The 21,555-nt window shown below is 50.3% G+C and carries 13 protein-coding genes and 1 tRNA gene; 5 read left to right on the forward strand and 9 right to left on the reverse strand.

The window, feature by feature from the left end; genetic code table 11:
- Positions 1 to 90: 90 nt before the first annotated feature.
- Positions 91 to 699, reverse strand: a complete 609-nt coding sequence (locus ACN0YH_RS06270) for an HAD family hydrolase (protein ID WP_417378706.1) — start codon at positions 697 to 699, stop codon at positions 91 to 93.
- A 309-nt stretch (positions 700 to 1,008) separates the two neighbouring features.
- Between ACN0YH_RS06270 and ACN0YH_RS06275 the strand changes: the two genes are divergently transcribed.
- Positions 1,009 to 1,506 carry an acetolactate synthase gene (locus ACN0YH_RS06275; RefSeq protein WP_417378707.1) on the forward strand — a complete coding sequence of 166 codons (498 nt, stop codon included), beginning with the start codon at positions 1,009 to 1,011 and terminating at the stop codon, positions 1,504 to 1,506.
- Between the two features lie 13 nt (positions 1,507 to 1,519).
- Here ACN0YH_RS06275 and ACN0YH_RS06280 read toward each other — a convergent pair whose 3' ends face one another.
- Positions 1,520 to 2,554 (reverse strand): Gfo/Idh/MocA family protein, encoded by a 1,035-nt coding sequence (locus ACN0YH_RS06280; protein WP_417378708.1) that lies wholly within the window; start codon positions 2,552 to 2,554, stop codon positions 1,520 to 1,522.
- 173 nt (positions 2,555 to 2,727) lie between these two features.
- Here ACN0YH_RS06280 and ACN0YH_RS06285 point away from each other — a divergent pair, with 173 nt between their 5' ends.
- Entirely contained in the window at positions 2,728 to 3,717 is a 990-nt protein-coding gene (locus ACN0YH_RS06285) for a zinc-dependent alcohol dehydrogenase (protein ID WP_417378709.1), read from the forward strand.
- Between the two features lie 195 nt (positions 3,718 to 3,912).
- On the opposite strand, the gene ACN0YH_RS06290 is transcribed toward ACN0YH_RS06285, so the two are convergent.
- Together ACN0YH_RS06290 and ACN0YH_RS06295 are read right to left on the reverse strand one after the other, a co-directional pair.
- Positions 3,913 to 5,400: a DUF1501 domain-containing protein gene (locus ACN0YH_RS06290; protein WP_417378710.1), complete on the reverse strand. Its 1,488-nt coding sequence runs from the start codon at positions 5,398 to 5,400 to the stop codon at positions 3,913 to 3,915.
- A gap of 63 nt (positions 5,401 to 5,463) precedes the next feature.
- Positions 5,464 to 7,854: a PSD1 and planctomycete cytochrome C domain-containing protein gene (locus ACN0YH_RS06295; protein ID WP_417378929.1), complete on the reverse strand. Its 2,391-nt coding sequence runs from the start codon at positions 7,852 to 7,854 to the stop codon at positions 5,464 to 5,466.
- 393 nt (positions 7,855 to 8,247) lie between these two features.
- On the opposite strand from ACN0YH_RS06295, the gene ACN0YH_RS06300 reads away from it, so the two are divergent.
- A complete protein-coding gene (locus tag ACN0YH_RS06300) occupies positions 8,248 to 12,927 on the forward strand; it encodes a PQQ-binding-like beta-propeller repeat protein (RefSeq protein ID WP_417378711.1) in 4,680 nt (1,559 codons plus the stop codon).
- Between the two features lie 64 nt (positions 12,928 to 12,991).
- Here ACN0YH_RS06300 and ACN0YH_RS06305 read toward each other — a convergent pair.
- The 5 genes from ACN0YH_RS06305 to purD form a co-directional block, all read right to left on the reverse strand.
- Positions 12,992 to 13,062 (reverse strand) — tRNA-Gly (locus ACN0YH_RS06305).
- A gap of 78 nt (positions 13,063 to 13,140) precedes the next feature.
- The gene (locus tag ACN0YH_RS06310; protein WP_417378712.1) at positions 13,141 to 14,679 is read right to left on the reverse strand and encodes an FAD-dependent oxidoreductase; all 1,539 of its coding nucleotides are present in this window, start codon (positions 14,677 to 14,679) and stop codon (positions 13,141 to 13,143) included.
- A 62-nt stretch (positions 14,680 to 14,741) separates the two neighbouring features.
- A complete protein-coding gene (locus ACN0YH_RS06315) occupies positions 14,742 to 16,409 on the reverse strand; it encodes a glycine--tRNA ligase (RefSeq protein ID WP_417378713.1) in 1,668 nt (555 codons plus the stop codon).
- An 80-nt stretch (positions 16,410 to 16,489) separates the two neighbouring features.
- Positions 16,490 to 17,251 (reverse strand): 2-phosphosulfolactate phosphatase, encoded by a 762-nt coding sequence (locus ACN0YH_RS06320; protein ID WP_417378714.1) that lies wholly within the window; start codon positions 17,249 to 17,251, stop codon positions 16,490 to 16,492.
- Between the two features lie 135 nt (positions 17,252 to 17,386).
- Complete coding sequence (gene purD, locus ACN0YH_RS06325) at positions 17,387 to 18,658, reverse strand: phosphoribosylamine--glycine ligase (RefSeq protein ID WP_417378715.1); 1,272 nt, start codon at positions 18,656 to 18,658, stop codon at positions 17,387 to 17,389.
- Between the two features lie 479 nt (positions 18,659 to 19,137).
- Between purD and ACN0YH_RS06330 the strand changes: the two genes are divergently transcribed.
- Both ACN0YH_RS06330 and lysA read left to right on the forward strand, forming a co-directional pair.
- Positions 19,138 to 20,151, forward strand: a complete 1,014-nt coding sequence (locus ACN0YH_RS06330) for an aspartate-semialdehyde dehydrogenase (RefSeq protein WP_002648856.1) — start codon at positions 19,138 to 19,140, stop codon at positions 20,149 to 20,151.
- A gap of 103 nt (positions 20,152 to 20,254) precedes the next feature.
- The gene (gene lysA / locus ACN0YH_RS06335) at positions 20,255 to 21,526 is read left to right on the forward strand and encodes a diaminopimelate decarboxylase (RefSeq protein WP_417378716.1); all 1,272 of its coding nucleotides are present in this window, start codon (positions 20,255 to 20,257) and stop codon (positions 21,524 to 21,526) included.
- The last annotated feature ends 29 nt before the right edge of the window (positions 21,527 to 21,555 follow it).

Here is a 21,555-nt window from a genome sequence, read left to right on the forward strand (position 1 = left end):
AGGCAGATAAGAATTCTGAACGTTCTGTAAAACACGATGTAAGATCTTTCATCACTGAGAGAACCTTTTCCGCCTTCGGATCAGATTCTCTCAGATTTGGATCTCCCGTTGTGCCAGATGTTCAATCAATGTCTCGGTGTCTGTAAATACTTCTGCCTGAAGGCCCAGCCGACGAGCGAGACTGATATACTCAGGGATATCATCTGTATAGAAGGCTTCCTCCGGAGCGCACTGGATCTTCTCCAAAGCACATTCGAATATGGCGGGTTCCGGTTTGATTGCACCGGTAGTATAAGAAGTCACGTAGTCATCAAATCGCTGCAGAACCTCGTATTCCTTCCAGATAAACTCAAAGTGAGATACACAGGTATTCGACAGGAGAACCAGTCGATAGCCCTGAGATTTTAAAGAATCCAGCACGGGGACGATGGTACTATTCAGCTCAAAAATGTCCGAACCTGCAGTCTGCAACGCATCAAAATCGACTGTTTTTTCTACAGCCTGTTCGAACCAGTTGTGAAATTCAGCAGGAGATAGCTTACCACGCTCGTATTCCCACTGGATCCCGGATTCTATCAACAGATTCTGAATTTCTGCCCGAGACCTGCCGCAAAGAGCGCCCATTTGTCCACACATCTTGTCATGTGAAAAAAAAGCGAGTACATTTCCCATATCGAACAGAAAAGTACGTATTAACACAGTGACTCCTGAATTTGGACTGATTATTAAGGATCGGGCGGGGAGATGATCTATTGCTTCTGCAAATCATAAGTATCTCCTTGCTTCATACCAGAGGAGTTTTGCTCGTGGAGACTTATTTACACAGTCAGGGAACAGGAGAATAGACCTCTTATTGACGCTATCGGGTTATTTTCTTAAATTGCCGGTAGATAAGAACTTGATGAGAGCCGATTGTTCTGGTTCCTGTCACACTGCAAGTTCAGGTTCGAATGATGATCTGTGCCGTCTTTCAATCCTGATTTGTTCACATCGTGGAGAGAATAATAGATGGAATTCGAAGATCAATCTTCCTACCCTACCGGGGAACCAGGCAAAGAGTGGCCCTGCCTGCGACAATTTTGTGTGTTTATGGAAAACCGGGTCGGGTATCTCCATCAACTCTTAAAACTGCTGGAAAAATTTGACCTCAGAATCATTGCTTTAAGTACGGTCGATTCGGTCGATGTGGCAATGAGTCGCATCGTGCTCGACAATTACGAGCACGCCCGAGAGATATTCGAACTTTCAAATTATACCTTCTTCGAAAAAGACCTGATCGGTGTTGAACTTCCCGACGACACACAGCCTTATATGCGCATCTGTCTTTCGCTGCTGCAGGCTGAGGTCAACATCGATTATACCTATCCGCTGCTCTATCGCAGACATGGTAGAGGTGCGATCGCCTTATGCGTTGATGATATCGATCTGGGGATTAGAACCTTATCAGAGCAGGGACATCGCATCATCACAGAAAAAGATCTGAAAGACGACGACGAATACATTTAAGTAGCAACGCCTTTCAGTTTTGCGGAATCGCCTGAGACTTACCGGTTCGAGCTGCTTCATAAAAGGCATAAATCGTTCTGATGATTCTTAAACTTTCGCGAGTAGTCAGCAGTGGAGGTTGATCATTTGTGACAGCTGAAACCGCTTTCTCGACAGCAGGAGTATAGCCACGTGGCTCAGTCGATTTTTCAAATTTTAACGTTTTACCGTTGTGATTCAGCGTCCATTCTAAAGGCCGTTCTTCAAAAGGCAGCATCTCCAGCCAGCCTTTACTCCCCCAGATTTTAATCATCGATTGATAGCCTTGTTTCAAATAATAACCGGCTGTCAATGTTCCCAGAAAACCTGCAGCATAGCGAAATGAGAGTGCTGCAGAGTCTTCCACGTCAATCGGTTGTCCGCCCACCAATGCAGTAAAACCTGCAACATCCGTAATGGAAGACTCCGTTAGATACATCGACAGATCAAGCCAGTGAATTCCCAGCCACGATAAAAAACCACCGCCTGCCTGATCCTGATGAGCATACCAGCTCTTGTGATATGCGGGATTTGTCAGCCGTGTCTGATCTGCCAGAAGTGTCATTTCCACACCGTAGATCTTTCCCAGTGAACCTCCCTGAATCAAAGACCGGGCAAACTGGATCTCCGGATTCGTTCGATTCGCCAGTGCCAGTGATAAATGCAGATGTTTGCTTTCGGCCTTCTGAACCAGAGGCTCAAACTGTTGCACACTCAGACATGCCGGCTTCTCCGAAAACACATGACAGCCATTGTCTAATGCCAGATTAATGGCCCGCGGGGCCTGCCTGGCTTGCATCGTCACTAAAACCAGATCTGGCTTTTCCTGCTGAAATAATGTTTCAGGTTGATCAAATACGGCAGTCAGTTTTGAACCCAGCTGACTTCGCGCCGCTTCTACCTGAGTCTGCCCGGGATCCGATAAAACCACTTCTTTAACCGCCTTAATCTCCTTCAATGCTGCAAAGTAAGCACTTAAATGTGCTCCCGTCTCATTCGTCAGCACAGCTACCGTAATATGCCTCTCCATTCGTTGGCTCCCTTAATCAACTGATGCTTTGCTACAGCGTCGCAACGGCTCAACATTGCAATTGAAGCTATTTTGTATATTTTATATTACTATACCCATTCCACATGACAGCTTCCAGAATTGGCTTATTTTTCAGGAACATTCATGGCATCTCATTTTTCAGGATCAGTTCATTGTTAGCAAGCCACCTTGTCGCTCCCGGAAAAATCGAACTCATCGAAGTCCCCGAACCCGTACTGTCACCTGCGACCAGCGCCGAAACTGGTCAAGGTGAAATCATCTTCCAACCGGAAACAACCTGTCTCTGCGGTTCTGATTTACCTTACTTCACAGGTAGCGATGAATGGGAAATTGAAATCGGTCACTCGCTCCATGAAATGATCGGCACAGTCACAGCGACCAACGGTCAACGTTGGAAAACAGGTGACCGAGTCCTGGCTGTTCCCGTAATGCAGCAGGGGTTGCGGGAACGTTTCATTCTGGATGAAACTCGAACCATTCCCATCGCCACCAATATTCCCGAAGAACATGCATTAATGGCACAACCACTGGGAACGGCGCTGTTTGCTCTCAAAAAACTTCCCAACCTGCTGGATAAAACGGTCGCCGTCGTCGGGCAGGGACCGATGGGTCAATTAATGAATGCTGCCCTCAGTAATATGGGAGCACGAGAGATCATCGGCATTGATCTGCTCGAATCTCGGCTGCAGATCAGCCCCTCCATGGGAGCGACCGCCACCATCTGCAATCAGCATATAGATCCGATCCCAGCGGTCAAAGAAATTTTGAAAGGAGAACTACCCGACATTGTCATCGAAGCCGTCGGTCATGCTGACCAGCAGTTGAACCTCTGCATCGACCTTTGCCGACAGGCAGGCAGTATTCTCGTGTTTGGAGTCCCGCCGGAAACGATCGACCAGGTGCGTCTGCGCGACCTGGTCTTCAAAAACATCACCATCTATTCCAGCATGAACCCGGATTTCAACCTCGATTTCCCGCTGGCGATGCAATGGCTCTCAGAAGGTCGTATCGATGTCACGCCGATCATCACCCACCGGTTCCCGCTGGCAGAAATCCAACAGGCGTTTGAACTGTTTCGGGATCGACGAGACGGTGCCATCAAAGTCATCGTTGAATTTCCTGGGTTACAGCGTTCCTGTTAACCTGTAACCAGGATCTCGATTCCTCTACAGTTCACAGGAAACAGGAATTCTAGACTGTGTCCCGTTTTACTGTAGCGTCTCCAGGTCTGTTTGGCCCGAGTCTATTAAATTGAGAAATGCAATACTGAAATGTGATGCATACTGGCGAAAGACGTTTTGGATCATTGGGATGCGGTCTCGAGACTAACAATATTATCAGATAATCTCGTGAATGGGTTCCGTATGTTCTACTCCCACCAGCTTCTGATCCAGACCGCCATAAAAGTAGGAGAGTCGATTAGGGTCAAGCCCCATCTGATTGAGAATTGTCGCATGCAGGCGTTTGACATGAAATGGTTTCTCGACCGCTGCCGATCCCAACTCATCGGTCGCGCCGACAGAGAGACCGCCTTTAATCCCACCTCCGGCCGTCCACATCGTGAACCCGGCAGAGTTGTGATCGCGCCCGGTCCCTTTCGCATATTCAGCAGTCGGCTGCCTGCCAAATTCGCCTCCCCAGACAACGATGGTATCATCAAACAACCCACGGGCTTTTAAATCCTTAATCAACGCGGCAATAGGCTGATCCGTATTGCCCGCGTGAAAACTGTGGTTTTTCACAAGGTCACCATGCGCATCCCAGTTCGCATCGTTATGGTTTCCCCCCGAGTAGAGTTGAATGAAACGGACTCCCCGTTCCACCAGTCTGCGTGCCAGCAGGCAGCGACTGCCGAAATCAGCCGTGCGGGGATTATTCAACCCATACATTTCCTGGGTCTGCTGAGTCTCCGTAGCCAGGTCAGCTGCTTCGGGTGCATGTTGCTGCATTTTGAAAGCCAGCTCATAACTGGCAATACGTGCCGCCAGTTCCGAATTCCCGGCTCGAGTAGCCTGATGTTTTTCATTTTCCGCTTTCAAGGTATCCAGCAATTCCCGCTGTACCGCTTTAGACATGCCTTCTGGCCGCCGCAGATCAATCAGCGGCGCGCCTTTGGAACGCATGGTAGTTCCCTGATAAGTTGCCGGCATAAATCCGCTCGACCAGTTTTTGGCGCCACTAATCGGGCCTCCCGTTGGATCCAGCATGACCACATAACCAGGCAGGTTCTCATTCTCAGTCCCCAGACCATAATTGAGCCACGAACCGAGACTGGGAAAACCGCTCAGGATGCGACCGGAATTCATCATCAACATCGCCGAACCATGAATGGGTGAATCCGCGGTCATCGATTTCAGAAAAGCAATGTCGTCGACACAGGTCGCCAGATGAGGAAACAATTCCGAAACCCACTGACCTGATTCACCATATTGCTTGAACTTCCACTTGGGGCCCACCACGCGGCCTTCATTTTTTTCACCGCCACGCCCCTTTGTTTTTACGGAAACGGTTTTGCCGTCCAGACCATACAGTTTGGGTTTATGGTCGAACGTATCGACATGACTCGGACCACCATACATAAACAGAAAGATTACACTCTTGGCTTTCGGCTTGAAGTGAGGATCTTTGGGAGCCAGTGGATTCTGAAACTGACTCACCCCGTCGGCGGCGAGCGCCTGTGAGTTCAGAAAGCCATCTGCTGACATCATCCCGGTTAAGGCGACTGACGCAAAACCACCGCCGGCTTCCCACAGAAATTCCCGACGTGTGCGACGACAAAACTGGGCATGTCCGCTCTGCTGATTAGCTGATTGCTCTATAGCCATCCTAGGTCCTCTTCAAATATAATTAAGTCTCATACGGACGATGTATTTTTATCCGCAGGTTATTTAATCCAGATAGACAAATTCATTCCGATTCAGCACGGTCAGACAGAAATAATCCAGCGCCTGTTTTTCTTCCAGGGAATGCTTTTCCATCAATCTCTTGACCAACTGCACACCGTCATCCACTTCAGCGGGTTGGGGTGCACGTCCATAGGCCAGACGAATGGCCCGTGTCACAAATTGGGGGTACTCTGTTCCCACTTCCTCAATCAGTCGATCTGCGAACAGTTCCGCCTGTCGGTTGACAAAATGGCCGTTGATCATTCCCAAAGCCTGAGCCGGTTGCGTGGTGACAAAGCGAACCGCACAGCTGCTGTCTGTATCGGCAAAGTCAAAGTTGAAGAGCAGGGGTGTCACCAGTGAGCGCTTCACAAAAATATAAACACTCCGTCGGGCCCGCTCTTCTTCCGACGAATCTCCCCAGCCTTTGCCCGGCTGAGATTGTCCCTGTAACACTTCCTGAGAAATCAATGGATAAATACCAGGGCCATACATTTTCAGATTCAGGCGGCCATTCACCGCCAGGATGGAATCGCGCACTTCTTCTGCACTCAGACGCCGCATATCAAATCTCCAGAACAGGTCATTGGCCGGATCGACGGCAGCAGCCTCTTCTGAGTATCGGGATGACATCTGATAGGTATTTGACATGAGAATCAGCTTATGAAATGATTTGAATCGCTGCCCGCCTCTTACAAACTCGAGCGCCAGCCAGTCCAGTAGTTCCGGATGTGTGGGAGGCACGCCCAGTTGCCCGAAGTTATTCGGTGATTGTACAATTCCCCGACCAAAATGATGCTGCCAGATCCGATTCACAATGACGCGTGACGTCAGCATATTGTTCCCGTCAGCGATCCACTCCGCCAGCACGCGACGTCTGCCTGAAGTCAGCTGGTCTTTCCCGGGCACTGGGATTGTCACTGCGGTTTCTCCAAACAGTTCCGGAAAACCCGGTTCCACCTTGTCACCGCGCACATGAGGATTACCGCGCAGTAGTACAAAAGTTTCGCGAGGCTCTTTCCGACTCCGCCTGACGCTGAGTGCTGCTTTGCGGGGCGGTAGTTTTTTGCGTTCGACTTCCAGCTGATTTAATTGGTCCTTCAATCCCTGATAGATCTGATCTTGTTCCGGTTCCAGATATTCAGCCAGCTTTTCTTTGAGCAGTTTTCCACGTTCACGGGTTTCCGAACGCCGCTGATCTACCCCGGGCATCTTTTTAATCGCGGCCTCTTCGATCGCATGCATCTGTTTCTTCAGCTGGTTTTTCTGCTGATCGTATTTAGCATACTTCGCCGCCAGTTCCGGAGTGGTAATGTCCGTCTGGTTGAATGAAAGTTGATCTCCACGCGTTCCATATGAATTCAAACCATGAAAAAAGGCCATAAATCGATAATAGTCTTCGTGAGGAACAGGGTCGATTTTATGTTCGTGGCAGCGGGCACAGTTCAAGGTCAGCCCCAGAAAAACCTGACTGGTAGTGGAAACGATATCGTCCAACTCATTGTAGTAACTCAACAATTTATCAGCCGGCTCGTCATCCCACAGACCAAGACGGTAATAACCGGTCGCAATAATCGTGTCGTTCGTCACCTGTTCCAGTTCATCCCCGGCCAGTTGTTCTTTGATGAACTGACTGTAAGGTTTATCTTCATTGAATGATCGGATGACATAATCACGAAAACGCCAGGCGTTGGGCTTGGCACCATCCCGTTCGAAACTGTTCGTGTCAGCATAACGTACCAGGTCCAGCCAGTGACGCGCCCAGCGTTCTCCATACCGGGGGGAAGCCAGCAGGCGATCTACCAGCTTCTCATAAGCATCAGGAGAGGCATCATTCACAAACTGATCGACTTCCTCCGGAGCAGGGGGCAGTCCTGTCAGATCAAAATAGACGCGGCGGATCAAAGCCACACGATCAGCGGAAGGAGCAGGCGTCAGTCCCTTTTTTTCCAGCCCGGCCAGGATAAATGCATCAATCGGATTCTTGACCCACTGACTCTGATTCGTTTCAGGTGGAGTCTTCTGCTGATGTGGCTGGAATGCCCAGTGTTTTTTCCATTCCGCTCCCTGCTGAATCCAGCGTTTAAGGACCGCAACCTGTTCCGGCTTGAGTCGCTCCCCCTCGGGAGGCATCTGCAAACCTTCGTCTTTTGATATTATTCGCGCGATCAGTTCGCTCTGCCCCGGATGATTGGGTACGACGGCTGTCGCCTCTGATTCCAGTTTCTTGAATGCCTGTTCGCGCTGGTCCAGGCGTAATCCCCCTTCCTGGACATCAGGGCCATGGCAGGAGTAACAATGCTTCGCCAGCAGGGGTTGAATTTCCTGCGTGAAATCAACAGGCGTTTTCCCGTCCTGGTTGGCAGGAATCTTGTTCGTTTCAGCGATACTCACTGTGGTCAATGACAGACCAACCCCCACAAGTAAACCGTAAACAGCTTGAGAAAGGAATCTGTGTCTGATTCTGCAGTGAGTGAAGCAAGGCATGCGGATCTGTCTCTCCCGACTGTACAGTCTTCAGTGAAGGATTCAATGCTATCCATTATCTGTCCAGAGTCTTATTCTCCTATTGTCGATGATTCACATGACTTATGTCAATTCAACAATAAACAACACTAACTTATTTCCTGTACAAGGCATGCAGTGATTTAATTTATTACAGCGATAGGCCTCCTTTTTAAACTAGCCTGTCTGTGTCCCCCTGGATTGTGCTATAATGCTACCGCCTGTATTCGGTGACGCGCTTGATGGCAGGCACCTGTTTCTGATCCGAGGAGAATCCGCAGGATGAATCGATTATTTCCTCCATTCTCGGGATGGAAGTTCCCGAAGAGTGCCTCAACCAGAATCTTGCTCTGCCTGGGTGTGGTTCTGTTTTATCCCTGTTTCTATTTACTCTCAGGTGAAAAACAGAACAGTCGCCCTCTGCTGGCATTCCTGGACCCGCCAGCTCAAAAAGAAGTACCAGACCAGAGTGAGCCGGATCAGTCGATCTCAGAAGAACGCGAAGCGTTAATCCACCGTATCTATAGAAACCGGAATCTGCAGACTCAGTTTGATCGGGCGGAACAGAAGTTTCAGGATCGCGAGTTCACAGAAGGAGCGCTGCAACTCGAAAAACTTCTCGATCACCAGGAAGATTACTTCTTCTGGTCCGATGACCAGGCACGCCCCGTGAATTTCCGGGAACGCACCCGTCAACTGTATTCGCAGTTTTCGCCACGCTCGCTGGCAGACTATGAACGGATCTCAGGACCTCAGGCAAACCAGTTATTGCAACAGGCACGAGAAACGAATGATTTGCGGATGTACGAACTGCTGGCGTTACGATTTTTTCCCCTTCAAGCCGGTTTTGAAGCTCTGAACTATTTAGCCACCCATTATATGGAACTGGGAAACTTCGATTTCGCTGCACGCTACTGGGACCTGCTACTTGAGAGCCGTTTGCAACAGTCGCGTCTGGAACCGGTTCATTTACTGAAAGCCGCGCTGACCTATCAGCAGTCACAACAACACGAAAAAACCATACAGATTCTGGAAGCATACGGGGCAGCAAAGGTCATCGTGTCCGGTAAAACGCTCCCGCTCGATCAGGCGCTCCAGATTCTAGATACTTCAGTCACTGGTTCTTCCTCGCCAAAGAAAGCGGACTGGCCTGTTTCCCAGGGTAATGCAAAACGCAACCAGTCCGTCAACGCCAGTCTGCCCTATCTCAACCCGATCTGGAGCCATCCAATTGGATTGACAGACAAGGACCGTCCACTCGAAACCCTACGAAACTGGGAGACCAAACAGTTTCGGGAAAACCTCTCGACCGCTGTTGTGAACCAGCCCATCGCCGTGGATGATCTGATTATTTATCGAGATTTCAAGGGGGTCCGTGCGGTTAACCTGGATTCCGGCCAAACATCCTGGCTGTTTCAGAGTGCAGGCAGCCTTGGCCAGTTGATTGATGAGTTAGAAGAACATACAAAGTCTCACTCAACTTATTCCCAGAATTTGCCACTGGAAAAATTTTATAACTACAATTCAATTTATGGCTCGCTCAGCAGTAATGGTCAATATGTATTTGCGATTGACTATTTGCCAGATACACAGCCGCCTGCACAGATCAACGTGGGACTGCGCCGATCGACGTCCCATTTCCCACTGGTCTCGCAGAAAGGAAACCGGCTTGTGGCACTCCCTTTAAACAGGAAGCCTGCTGCAGACAGCCAGAATACTGTAAATACAGCGTCGCCTGCAGCGAGCGAAACGGCTGCAATACAGACCAGACCCACGTGGAGTATTGAAGGCTACTATTTTCTAGGTGCACCATTGCCTCTGGGAAATTTTATTTACGCCATTGCCGAACATCACAGTCAACTCTCCGTGTTGTGTATCAACCCGCAAAACGGAGCGATTCACTGGAAACAGGGAATCGCGTTCGTCAATCAACCGATTTTTACAGATCGGACGCGCGCTTATATGCATTGCCCGCTGACCAGCAGCCAGGGGGTTCTGGTCTGCACAACCCAGATGGATACGCTGGTTGCCATTGATGCAACGAATGGCGATCTGCTCTGGAATTATTACTATGGAGACGGAGATCACCAGCACCGTCGAATTTCACAGAAGCGGTACTATCGTCCTGTCTCCTTCGGTCATCCCGGCCTGTCGAATGCCCCTTTAATTGATCAGCATCGTGTATTTTATCTCCCCACTGGTTCCCCTTATATTCATTGCGTCAACTTAAACACCGGTCTCCCGCTCTGGGAAGAAGTTCACCGGGAAGATGCAGAATATGTCGCCGCTGTTGTTGATGACACAGTGCTGATTGTCGGTTCGGACTATTGTCGCGGCCGACACATCGAAGATGGGAGAGAACTCTGGCATCTGCACGTAGGCCCCGTAACCGGCAAAGGATTCCTGTCACAGCAAAACTATCTGCTGCCTATCAAATCAGGAAGTGTGCTCAGCATTCATGTCCCCACGGGAAAAGAATCGGGTTTTACCTTAAGCAACACCACCCAGATCGCAGAAATTCTGAACCGGCACTTCAAACAGAAACTGCGTCAGGGCGCAGCGTATGCCTATCGGAATCTTAATCAGCAATCAAACAATAAGCCCCCCCAGCATAACTGGTACCCCGGAAATCTCATCGCCCATCAGGGCAAGGTGATCTCACTGGGGCTCTGGCAGATTGATGCTTTCCCACAGGCAGATGCCATGCTGACGAGTTTGCCTCTCATCGATCAGGAGAGTCTGAATTCCTCCCAAAATCAAAGTGACCATCTATTAAAAGCAGAGTTGGAACTGGCACTGGGCAATTTAAGCAGTGCGCAACACAGACTGGAAACGCTACTCTCCATTCCCACAACAGCTAACGTAAAGACACGTTCTGAATCCCTCTTAAGAGAACTGCTGTATGCCGAACTGAACCAATCAACTCAGGATGAATTTCAGATACTTGCTAAACTGGAACGACTTGCCACCACTCCCCAGGAACGGGGCCGCTATCTTTCACGAAAATCCCGGTATCTGCTTGAGCAGGAAAACTACCAGGATTTAATGGAAGTCGCCGACGAATTTAAGAAACTAGATGTCAACTTTCCCCTGGCGATGGCGGGAGATACCGACCACCTCGTCACCACCAAAAGTCTGGTCGCTGGGCTGATGGAAAAAGTGACTGCGAAAGCAAATCGGGCCGACCGTGAAACACTTGATGCAAAAATCACCGAGGATCAGCAGGCTGCACTCAAAGAAGGCACCATCCCAGTGTTGCAGGCATTCCTCGACACGTACGGCAGTTGGCCTCAGGCAGTCGAAGTCAGCAGTACACTGGCAGCCCGTCTGACGGAACAGGGTCAGATCCAACAGGCAGAATTCCTGCTGATGCTTAACCGCAGCCATCCCGACGAACAGATCGCAGCAAACGCTACTTACGAACTGCTGGAACTCTGGCAGACCGCGGGGCTGCCACATGAAGCAGCCGCTTTACTCGGTGAACTTGATAAAAAATATGCTCAAGTTTCCCTGGATACCGGAATCACGGGCAAGCAGTATGTCAACCGCTTTGATCGAGGGGCCCAGACATGGACCATCTTTCAAGCCATGCAGCCTCTGGAACATGAAGTTTCGCATCTGATCATCAGGCAGTGTGACCTGGGAACTCCTCCGCCGGAAACCAAAAATACATACAAAAATTATGAACGGAAGTTTCTCCCTCCCCCGGAAATCTCTCAGTTACTGTTGAAGTCCGGGGTGCAGTTACATGTAATCAATAAGCACGCTGGTCAGACGATTGGAAAGATCGAAGTTTCGGACCGCATTTCCTACCCCTACCATTCGCAAAATACCCGCGTTGGTCATTTCATTCCACTCGGCAGTAAGCGTAAGATCCATGGAGTCTCGCTGCTGCAACTGGATGGAGACATCTCCACACCGCTCTGGACGAAGGAATTCGATGACTTAAACAACTCACAATCGCTGTTTTACGTGGGTCCCTCAGGGCCACGTGTCTGTGTTTTCCAGTGGGATAACCGCCTGTTCGGATTAAATCCGGCCACGGGTAAAGTTTTGTGGGAACGTAAGAATATCCCCTCCAAATCAGGTTTCCTGAGTGATTCCAGTAAAGGTCTGATTGGTGACCAGCAGGCACTGGTTGCCTTTAACATCAATCGCACGAACTACAATGTCTACAGCACGATTACCGGCGAACTGATTCGAAAAGGAGAACTGGATTTAAACAGTCGCTCCCGCCACGTGTTCGGCCGCAAAATGTTTTATGAAACAACATCGACTACCGAAAAACGGGTTCGACTCTGGGATCCGCTGACAGATCAGCTCCTGCTCGACGAGCCCGTTACGAGCACGGGATTTTCGTCTCAGATCTCTGAAACCGAACTTGCCATCCTGCTGCCTCCAAATCGACTGCGGGTACTTGATGTGGAAACCGGTGAGACCCTCATCGAATCGATCATCCCTGACGAGTACCTGAAAAGCCTCAATAAATTTATCGGCTTTAAAGATCAGGACCGCTACTACTTCAATTTCTCATACACGACTCCGCGCAGGCGGTCTCCGCAAAACGATTTTTATGTCAGCGATTCATTTCTGAATGTAGTGCACGTCGACAATGACTTAATCAGTATCGACAGAAAAACGGGGAAGATTCTCTGGAGCCGCAATTTGCCCAAACGCTCATGGCTTGATACCTCACAATACCAGCTCCCTTTCCTGATCTTCATGAGCAAAATCCGCACAGAATCCCGGACACGCAGCTATTCATTCCTGCTGGAAATCCTGGACGCCAGAACCGGAGACACGATTGGCTTTAAAGACAATATTCTGAAAGACACAATCCTGCAGCTGCAGATCGATCCCCGCTTTCATAAAATCATTCTACAGGGAATGCACAGCGCCATCGAAATCGACTTCAGTGATAAAGCGAAGTCCCTGGATGAAATCTTCGACAAGCCGCTCTGATCGCAGAAAGAGGATTCAGACTGGAACTCAACAGCGATTTCAGAAGAGTTAGAATTTTGAAAAGAGCGGCTGAAGGGAATCGAACCCTCGTCACCAGCTTGGGAAGCTGGGGTAATACCATTATACGACAGCCGCTGAGCTTTCGAAAGACAGCGTAAACTCCTCAGTGGTTCAGGTCAAGTTACTCTGAATCTAACCTGATCTGAATTCCCTTTAACTTTTTACCTGCTGGTTTTCAGCGGAGCGAATCAACGCCAGTTGTTTCGAGACCTCGGGGAAAGGGACTTCGTGAGGCAGTTTTTGCGTGGTCGCTGCCAGAGCAGATGCAACCCCGGCCGCCTCTCCCATCGCCACGGCATTCCCGGTCACCCGATAACTGCTGTGCGCGATAAAGTCTCCGCTGATACAACGCCCCGCCATCATCAGGCCTGTCACATCCCGGGCAATCAACGCCCGCAGTGGAATATCATATGGCTTGGACTTGAATGGTTTCTTTTCGATGGCTTTCGTTTTACCGGGATTGGTCGAATGCACATCAATTCCAAATCGTACGTGGCAGATACCATCTTCAAATCGTGCTCCGTTTTTCAGATCTTCGCTGCTGACATGATAGCGTCCCATAATCCGACGTCCTTCACGGGTACCGATCTGTTCTGCGGTCGCAATGATTTCCAGGTTCGTCCACGGATCTCCGAGTTTTTTCAGGCTGTTGACCAGTTTATGTACTTCACGCCGTGCCTGCAGAGTCGCGTCGGTGACATGGGCGGCATCAATGGCCAGGGTCCCATATTCATGATTGGCCATCATCGCAAACAGGCCATCGCGAACCCGAAAAATCGTCGGACCGCCATAAGAAGGGTCGATGCCCGCCCGCTGAAATTCTGCCAGCAGGTTCTTCTTGGGATTCCCCAGTTTGCGAGGCTCTGCATCACCACGCACGAAGGGAGCGATGCCATCTAGTGTGACCCCTGTCAGCAGAACCATCAGGCTCATCGGCTGAGTCAACCCGGTACCAGGCTGACCAAACTCGTAACTGCAGCCTGCTTGAGCTGCCAGATCACCATCGCCGGAACAGTCGATGAATGCCTTGGCTCTCCAGGCCTGCCGACCCGATTTTGATTCGGTCACGACCACCGACAGACGATTATTAATGTCTGTCACTGCACCTACAACGCGTGTATGAAGTTGAATCTTGACTCCCGCTTCCAGCAGCAGATCTTCCAGTAACAGCTTGGTCTTTTCGGTATCGTAGGCGACCGATCCATTCGTAAGCGTATTACTTGCACCGCGTTCTTCCAGCTTTTGCAGCAGCTCCCGCATGATGCCCGGCTTATTCTGGGCATCAATGATCAGCGTTAACGCGCCTGCCGTCCAGACACCACCGACACAGCCATTGACTTCGAGCAAACGGGTTTTGGCTCCACTGCGGGCAGAGGCCAGGGCCGCAGCGACACCAGCAGGACCGCCCCCGCAGACGATGACTTCATCTTCCTCGACAATCGGAATATTCCGGGCCGCTTCATGAAAGACCTTCCCGTCCGGAGAAACCCAACCGCTAGTGCGAACATGTCGCGCTGATGAATTCCAGACTGATTGCCCCCCTCCGTCAAGTAGCAGAGTATTCGACGGACGCGTCACCCCATCCACCACCGGTTCTTTGGCAGAAGCCGCGTTGGCACCGGCTAAAAAAGCAGCTGTACTGCCAGCGACGTATTTACCGAACACACGACGGTCCATATTTTCGTTGGCCATAACAGACTCCTCTCGATTCAAATTCAAATTGCAGGAAAAACTTTCGATCCGGACTGATTTATTCAGCCGTAAATTCGTTTATGAATTTCTGTAACGACATCGTCAATCGGAATTCTCACCTGTTCCAGTGTATCACGATCACGCAGGGTCACACAGTTATCCTGTTCGGTCTCCCCATCCACTGTCAAGCAGAAAGGGGTTCCAATCTCGTCCTGACGACGATATCGGCGACCGATGGCTCCCTGCTGGTCGTAAACCGCTTGAATTCCTGCGGATTTCAGACGCTGATAGATGGACGAAGCGATTTCCGGCATACCCGCTTTCTTGATCAGCGGAAAAACAGCGGCTTTCACAGGGGCCAGTTTCGGATGGAATCGCATCACGGTCCGGGTCTGCATATTCCCCTTTTCATCGGGTTGCTCATCTTCGTAATAGGCTTCACACAGAAACGCCAGAGTCGCGCGGTCGGCACCGGCGGCTGGCTCAATCACATGTGGTATGAATCGCTCGCGGGTCTGATCATCAAAATAGGTCAGATCTTTGCCGCTCCCTTTATATTTAGGCTGACCATGTTCATTTTTCTCCACGACCAGCTGATCTCCTTCACGAACCAGCTTGCCTTCCATATGCGAACGCAGATCGAAATCACCACGGTGGGCAATCCCTTCCAGTTCGCCATACTCATCCTCTTCCATGAAGGGAAAGGCATATTCCACATCAGCGGTTCCTACTGAATAATGAGCCAGTTCTTCCTGGGTATGATCGCGCAGAATCAGATTGCCTTCCGCTATCCCATGTTTAATATACCAGGCATAACGACGGTCGCGCCAGTACTGGTACCACTCAAACGATTCATCAGGATGACAGAAAAACTCCATCTCCATCTGCTCGAATTCACGGGAACGGAAGATGTAGTTTCGCGGTGTAATTTCATTCCGGAAACTTTTACCGATCTGGGCGATCCCGAAAGGAACTTTGACACGTCCACTGTCGACCACATTCTTAAAGTTCACAAACATCCCCTGTGCGGTTTCCGGACGCAGAAACGCGGTACCTTCTTCACCCGCGAGTGCCCCAATGATCGTCTTGAACATCAGGTTAAATTCTCGTGGCTCGGTCAGTTCGCCTCCTGTTTCGGGACAGCGTGCTTCCAGTTTTCCCGTGGTGGGAATGTTCGCTTCTGCCATTTTCTTCCGGTATTCCATCAGATTACAGACCGTAATCTGGGGAGTTTCACTGGCGTCCAGGCTGTTCTCTTTTTCATATTCCGCAATCGCTTTTTCCAGACGCTTGCGTTTGGTTTTGGAGAGTCCTTCTTCGCCGATGTCAGCCATATAGGTTTCACAGGCTACAGGAGTTTTATCTGCAGCATAGGCAACCGCTACCGAAACATGGTCGACACGAAATCGGGCTTTGGACTCTTTGGAGTCGACCATAAAATCATGGAACAGATCGAAGTGCCCGGAACTCTTCCAGACGCTGGGATGCATGATAATCGTGGTCTCGACCCCGGTCATGGAGAACGGTTTGGGAGCGCCTTCCGGAGCGACCAGCTCATTATGAGTGGTAATCATGTCGGACCACCAGGCCTCTCTCACGTTACGCTTGAGTTCCACTCCCAGCGGACCATAATCCCAGAATCCCTGCAGACCGCCGTAAATTTCAGACGACTGAAAAATGAACCCGCGCCGTTTACACAACGCTACGATTTTCTCCATCTCTTTTTTCATTGCTTTGGTCTTTCCATTTTGTCTTCAGTAAGACACTCTCAGAAAACGATTTTATTTCTACCCATAAAAACAGCAGAGTTTCAGCCTGCTGAAGCTAACATGATTCTTCCTGATTCGTGATTGTACTCAGGCAGTACTGCATAACAATCTCGCTCTGAACATAGTCGAATATCCTCTTCAAAACCACGCTGAATCAGATTTCGCCCCCCCTGGCTGGCGCGCATCGCAGTCAGCAACCCGCCTGGACTGCTGGTCTGCGATTGATAATAGTCGACGACCATCCTCGTTGCATCATCCAGTGTCAGCTCCGGACTGGAAACAGACTGCAATCCTGCAGCGATGGCCCCTGCACAGAGACAGTCTTCTCCCGTAATCGCTCCATCTGTACCAGCACAGACCAGGTAAACAACACCCGAACTTTGACTCAATTCATTCACCACTGCAGCCAGATTCAAAAACGAACCAATCAGAATCCGACTCGCCTGAATCGCGCGTTTCAAAGCCCGTGTTCCATTACTGGTTGTAAATACGATCTGTTTACCAGAGACCACCTCTGCAGGGTAACGGGCAGGGGAGTTATCCAGATCAAATCCCTCGATCATGACCCCCATGCGTTCTCCTCCGAGTAAAACCTCTGAGTCAGCTGTTTCACTCAGTTTTCCGGCAAGCTGCTGGGCTTCCTCTATTTCCTGACAGGGAATCACAGCAGCGGCGCCGGAAGACAAGGCCGTCGTAATCGTAGAGGATGCCCGAAGAATATCGAGGATCACAGCAGTGCTCCCCGAAAAGTCTTCCGGTTGTGATAACACAGGCAGTAAGCAGGTTCGAATTTCATCAGGCATGACTGATCGCGGACATTCTTTCAATGCTAGACTGTGTCCAGTTTTACTATGGCGTTCCAGGGGAATCTGGATCGAGTATCGTAGTACGAAGGACGCTATGCTAAAAAGTGATACGTTCCAGAGGAAATCCGAGGCTCAGCGAGCCTTATCTGAAATATCCTTGCGGCACCAGGCACCATCCCAGCGGATGCATTTAACTGCCTGATATGCTTTCAGTTTTGCCTGACTGATGCTTTCACCAAGTGCGGTCACTCCCAGAACACGACCGCCGTCGGTCACGACCTGATCGTCTTTTAAAGTGGTTCCCGCATGAAAGACTTTGGTATCAGCTAATTCGGCGGCTTCACTCAAGCCTCGAATGACTCTCCCTCTCTCATACTCGTCAGGATAACCTTCGGAAGCCATCACTACACAGACAGCTGGCCGCTCATCCCACTCCAGGTCGTCTATTTCCTCCAGCCGTTCTTCCGCAGCCGCCAGCAGCAGTTGTGCCAGATCCGTCTTAAGCCGCATCAGTACCGGCTGAGCTTCGGGATCCCCGAAACGGACATTGAATTCCAGCACTTTGGGCCCCTGATTGGTAATCATCAGACCAGCATAGAGCACGCCATTGAAGGGGCGGTCCTCAATTTTCATGACGTTGACCATCGGCACCAGAATTTTCTCGATGATCTCGTCCATCAGCTCTGGTGTGACCAGGGGAGCAGGGCTGTAGGCTCCCATTCCGCCGGTATTGGGACCTTTGTCTCCATCGTAGGCTGCTTTGTGATCCTGCGAAGTTTCCAGAGGAACAATCGTCGATCCGCTGACAATTGCCAGAATACTGACTTCCTGACCGATCAGTTTTTCTTCGATAATCACAACTCTACCCGCATCACCAAACTCACGAATTTTCATCAATGACTTAATGGCGTCAAGGGCTTCCTGTTTGGTATCGCAGATCAGAACGCCTTTACCGGCTGCCAGACCATCGGCCTTGATCACCAGAGGCTGTTCTTCGCGTTCTTCCAGATAAGCTTCGGCTGCTTCAAAGTTTTTGAATGTTTCTGATTTGGCTGTCGGAACATTCGCTTTCCACATCATCTGCTTAGCAAACGACTTGCTGCCTTCCAGCTCCGCTGCAGCCTTGGATGGTCCAAATACAGAGATCCCTGCTGCGCGAAGCGCATCCGACATCCCAGCGACCAGAGGCACTTCAGGGCCGACAATCGCCAGTTGGATCGCTTCTTCCTTAGCGAAAGCCACCATCTTCGGAATATCACTGACACTGATGGCGACATTCGTTCCATCCAGCTGGGTTCCTGCGTTTCCAGGTGCACAAAAGACCTGACTGACACTCTCCGACTGGGCCAGTTTCCAGACCAGCGCATGTTCGCGGCCTCCCTGACCAATCACTAAAACTTTCATCGTGTAAGGTACCTGCTCGTTATCTTCTTCTTAAAAATTTCAGGCGAGACAATCTCTCTCACTGACTTGATTCCACTCCTGTGGAGTATATCAGCACTGTTTTGCCCCTAGTAGCATCGCTTCCCGAAATTTGGACTTTGCTGTTAAAAAGCTCGTGTTTTACTTCGATATCAGATGAAATCGGGGCCAGCCGGGAATAAAGTTTCTTCAGAAACCAGTTGTCTTCAGACAACGTGCGCCCAGCATTGGACGAATGCCGCTTCAGACCATATAATATCCCCCTCAATCAGCTTGTTGATTGACCTGCTATCCTCAATCGTGCTCTGAACCTCTTTTCAAGTGACCTGTCACCATTCAGGGGAACCTCAATATATAGTAAGAGCCGAAATTACTGTTATCGGAATCCTGAGTGATAGCAATTGACATAAAGTCATTCTGTTAAAAGACTTTTAACCTTTTTGTTTACTGGAGAATTCAAAGTGTTTGATACTGTCGCCATTATTGGTGCCACCGGTGCCGTCGGGCACATCATGCGGAAACTGCTGGAAGATCGGAACTTCCAGGCCAAACAATTTCGCTTTCTGGCCTCAGCGCGCTCCGCAGGCAAAACACTGGAATTCCAAGGCAAAACCTACACACTCGAAGAATTGACCAAAGACTCCTTCGCGGGAGTGGAACTGGTCATCGCTTCTACTCCTGATGATGTCGCTGCTGAATTTCTTCCCGCAGCCGTGGAAGCTGGTGCCATTGTCATCGATGAATCCGGTTACTGGCGGATGAAACCGGAAGTCGCGCTGGTAATCCCGGAAATCAACCCGGAAGCTGCCCTCGAAGCCAAAGGCATTATTGCCAGCCCGAACTGCTCGACCACTCAGATGGTAATGGCACTCAAACCGCTGCACGATGCTTCTCCTGTTCGCCGTGTGATCGTCAGTACTTACCAGGCAACCAGTGGTGCCGGCGTGGCTGGAACCAGCGACCTCCTGGAAGGTTCCCGCGCCTATCTGGAAGGCAAAGAGCACGATTATCAGGTCTTTGCCCATCCGATCGCATTCAATGCCATCCCACAGATTGGCAGTGAAAAGGAAGAAGGCTACACCAGCGAAGAAATGAAAATGGTGTATGAAACCCGTAAAATCCTGGGCGATGAATCAATTCAGATCAACCCCACCTGTGTGCGGATTCCTGTCGCAAACTGTCACAGCGAAACTATTACAGTCGAGACCGAACGCCCCATCTCACCGGAAGAGGCCCGTCAGTTATTTTCTGACTTCCCGGGAATCACCGTTGTCGATGACCTGCAGAACCTGTCCTACCCGCTGCCTTCCACCTGTGATGGCAGTGATGAAGTCTATATCGGTCGAATCCGTCGTGATATTTCTTCTCCGAACGGACTCAGTTTCTGGTGTGTCAGTGATAACCTCCGTAAGGGAGCTGCCACCAACGCTGTTCAAATCGCAGAGTTGCTCGCTAAACATAAAGCCTGCACCTAAGCTGTTTATGCGTCTCTACTATAGTCACTGCGGGCGGATTTCTGCCTGAAGAGTTCGTCCCGCCAGTGTCATTTTTCAAAGATTACATCGCAAAGGCTACGCAATGACTGCATTTCATTACCAGAATGATGAATTGTTTTGTGAAAATGTCCCCGTCGCTCAACTCGCAGAAGAGTTTGGCACTCCGCTGTGGGTGTATTCCAAATCAGACTTTCTCGGGCGTTTGAAAGAAATCCAGTACGCGTTTGCCGAAGTCGATCCGGTCATCTGCTATTCCGTCAAAGCCAACGGAAACCTGAGCATTCTCAAAACCATGAACGACGCCGGCAGCAGTTTTGATGTTGTTTCCGGGGGAGAACTGTTCCGCGTGCAGCAGGCAGGCGCTGATACCTCACGCGTTGTTTTCGCGGGTGTCGGTAAAACCGATGAAGAAATTCGCCAGGCACTCAAAGCCGATATCTTGATGTTCGACGTGGAAAGTGAAGCCGAACTCGATGCCATTGCCAGGATCGCTGGTGAAATGAACTGTGTGGGCCGCGTCGCTTTGCGTCTGAACCCGGATATCGACGCCAAAACACATCACAAAACAACAACAGGTAAAAAAGGCAACAAGTTCGGCATGGATATCGAACGTGCCACCGAACTGGCCGACAAAGTGCTCAAAGACGAACACCTGGAACTGACCGGCATTCATATGCACCTGGGTTCTCCCATTCTGTCGACCGATCCCTATGCGAAAGCTGTCAAAAAAGGGGCTGAAGTCATCTCCCAACTACGTGAGAAAGGCCATAATACCAACTGGCTTAACCTGGGAGGCGGCTTTGGAATCAGCTACAAGACCGACGAAGGTCCTTCTGCTCAAACCTATGCAGATGTCATTGTTCCCACGATTAAAGAAATCGGCTGTCGCCTCGCACTGGAACCGGGCCGCTTCATCGCCGGTAATTCCGGCGTGTTAATCAGCCAGATCGTCTTTACCAAGCGGGAAGGGGGCAAGCTGTTCTACATTCAGGATGGGGGTATGACCGATCTCGTCCGTCCTGCCATGTACGATTCCTATCATCGAGTCTGGCCTGTGAAACCAGCCGTTCCCATGCCCTTCGACTGTGAAGGCGAAATCGAAGGCTGTGAACCCGCTGATGTTGTCGGCCCGGTTTGCGAATCCTGTGACTATTTTGCGAAAGACCGCTACCTGCCTCCCATGGAGCGAGGCGACTATCTCTGCATGTTCAGCGCAGGTGCCTACGGCTCTGTAATGAGCAGTAATTACAACGCGCGTCCCCGTAGTGCAGAAATTCTGGTCGATGGCAGCGAGTATCAGGTTATACGTCGGCGGGAAACCTATGAAGAGCTGATTGCCCTCGAACAAACCTGAGATCAACACTGACGGACTAATCTGTCACT

It is taken from the genome of Gimesia sp., from assembly GCF_048262075.1.
GTDB lineage: Bacteria > Planctomycetota > Planctomycetia > Planctomycetales > Planctomycetaceae > Gimesia.

Bases quoted from the DNA above. Each gene is read 5' to 3' on its own strand.
- ACN0YH_RS06275 (WP_417378707.1), top strand. From the start codon at position 1,009: ATGGAATTCGAAGATCAATCTTCCTACCCTACCGGGGAACCAGGCAAA.
- ACN0YH_RS06280 (WP_417378708.1), bottom strand. From the start codon at position 2,554: ATGGAGAGGCATATTACGGTAGCTGTGCTGACGAATGAGACGGGAGCA.
- ACN0YH_RS06290 (WP_417378710.1), bottom strand. From the start codon at position 5,400: ATGGCTATAGAGCAATCAGCTAATCAGCAGAGCGGACATGCCCAGTTT.
- ACN0YH_RS06300 (WP_417378711.1), top strand. From the start codon at position 8,248: ATGAATCGATTATTTCCTCCATTCTCGGGATGGAAGTTCCCGAAGAGT.
- ACN0YH_RS06310 (WP_417378712.1), bottom strand. From the start codon at position 14,679: ATGGCCAACGAAAATATGGACCGTCGTGTGTTCGGTAAATACGTCGCT.
- ACN0YH_RS06315 (WP_417378713.1), bottom strand. From the start codon at position 16,409: ATGAAAAAAGAGATGGAGAAAATCGTAGCGTTGTGTAAACGGCGCGGG.
- ACN0YH_RS06320 (WP_417378714.1), bottom strand. From the start codon at position 17,251: ATGCCTGATGAAATTCGAACCTGCTTACTGCCTGTGTTATCACAACCG.
- purD (WP_417378715.1), bottom strand. From the start codon at position 18,658: ATGAAAGTTTTAGTGATTGGTCAGGGAGGCCGCGAACATGCGCTGGTC.
- lysA (WP_417378716.1), top strand. From the start codon at position 20,255: ATGACTGCATTTCATTACCAGAATGATGAATTGTTTTGTGAAAATGTC.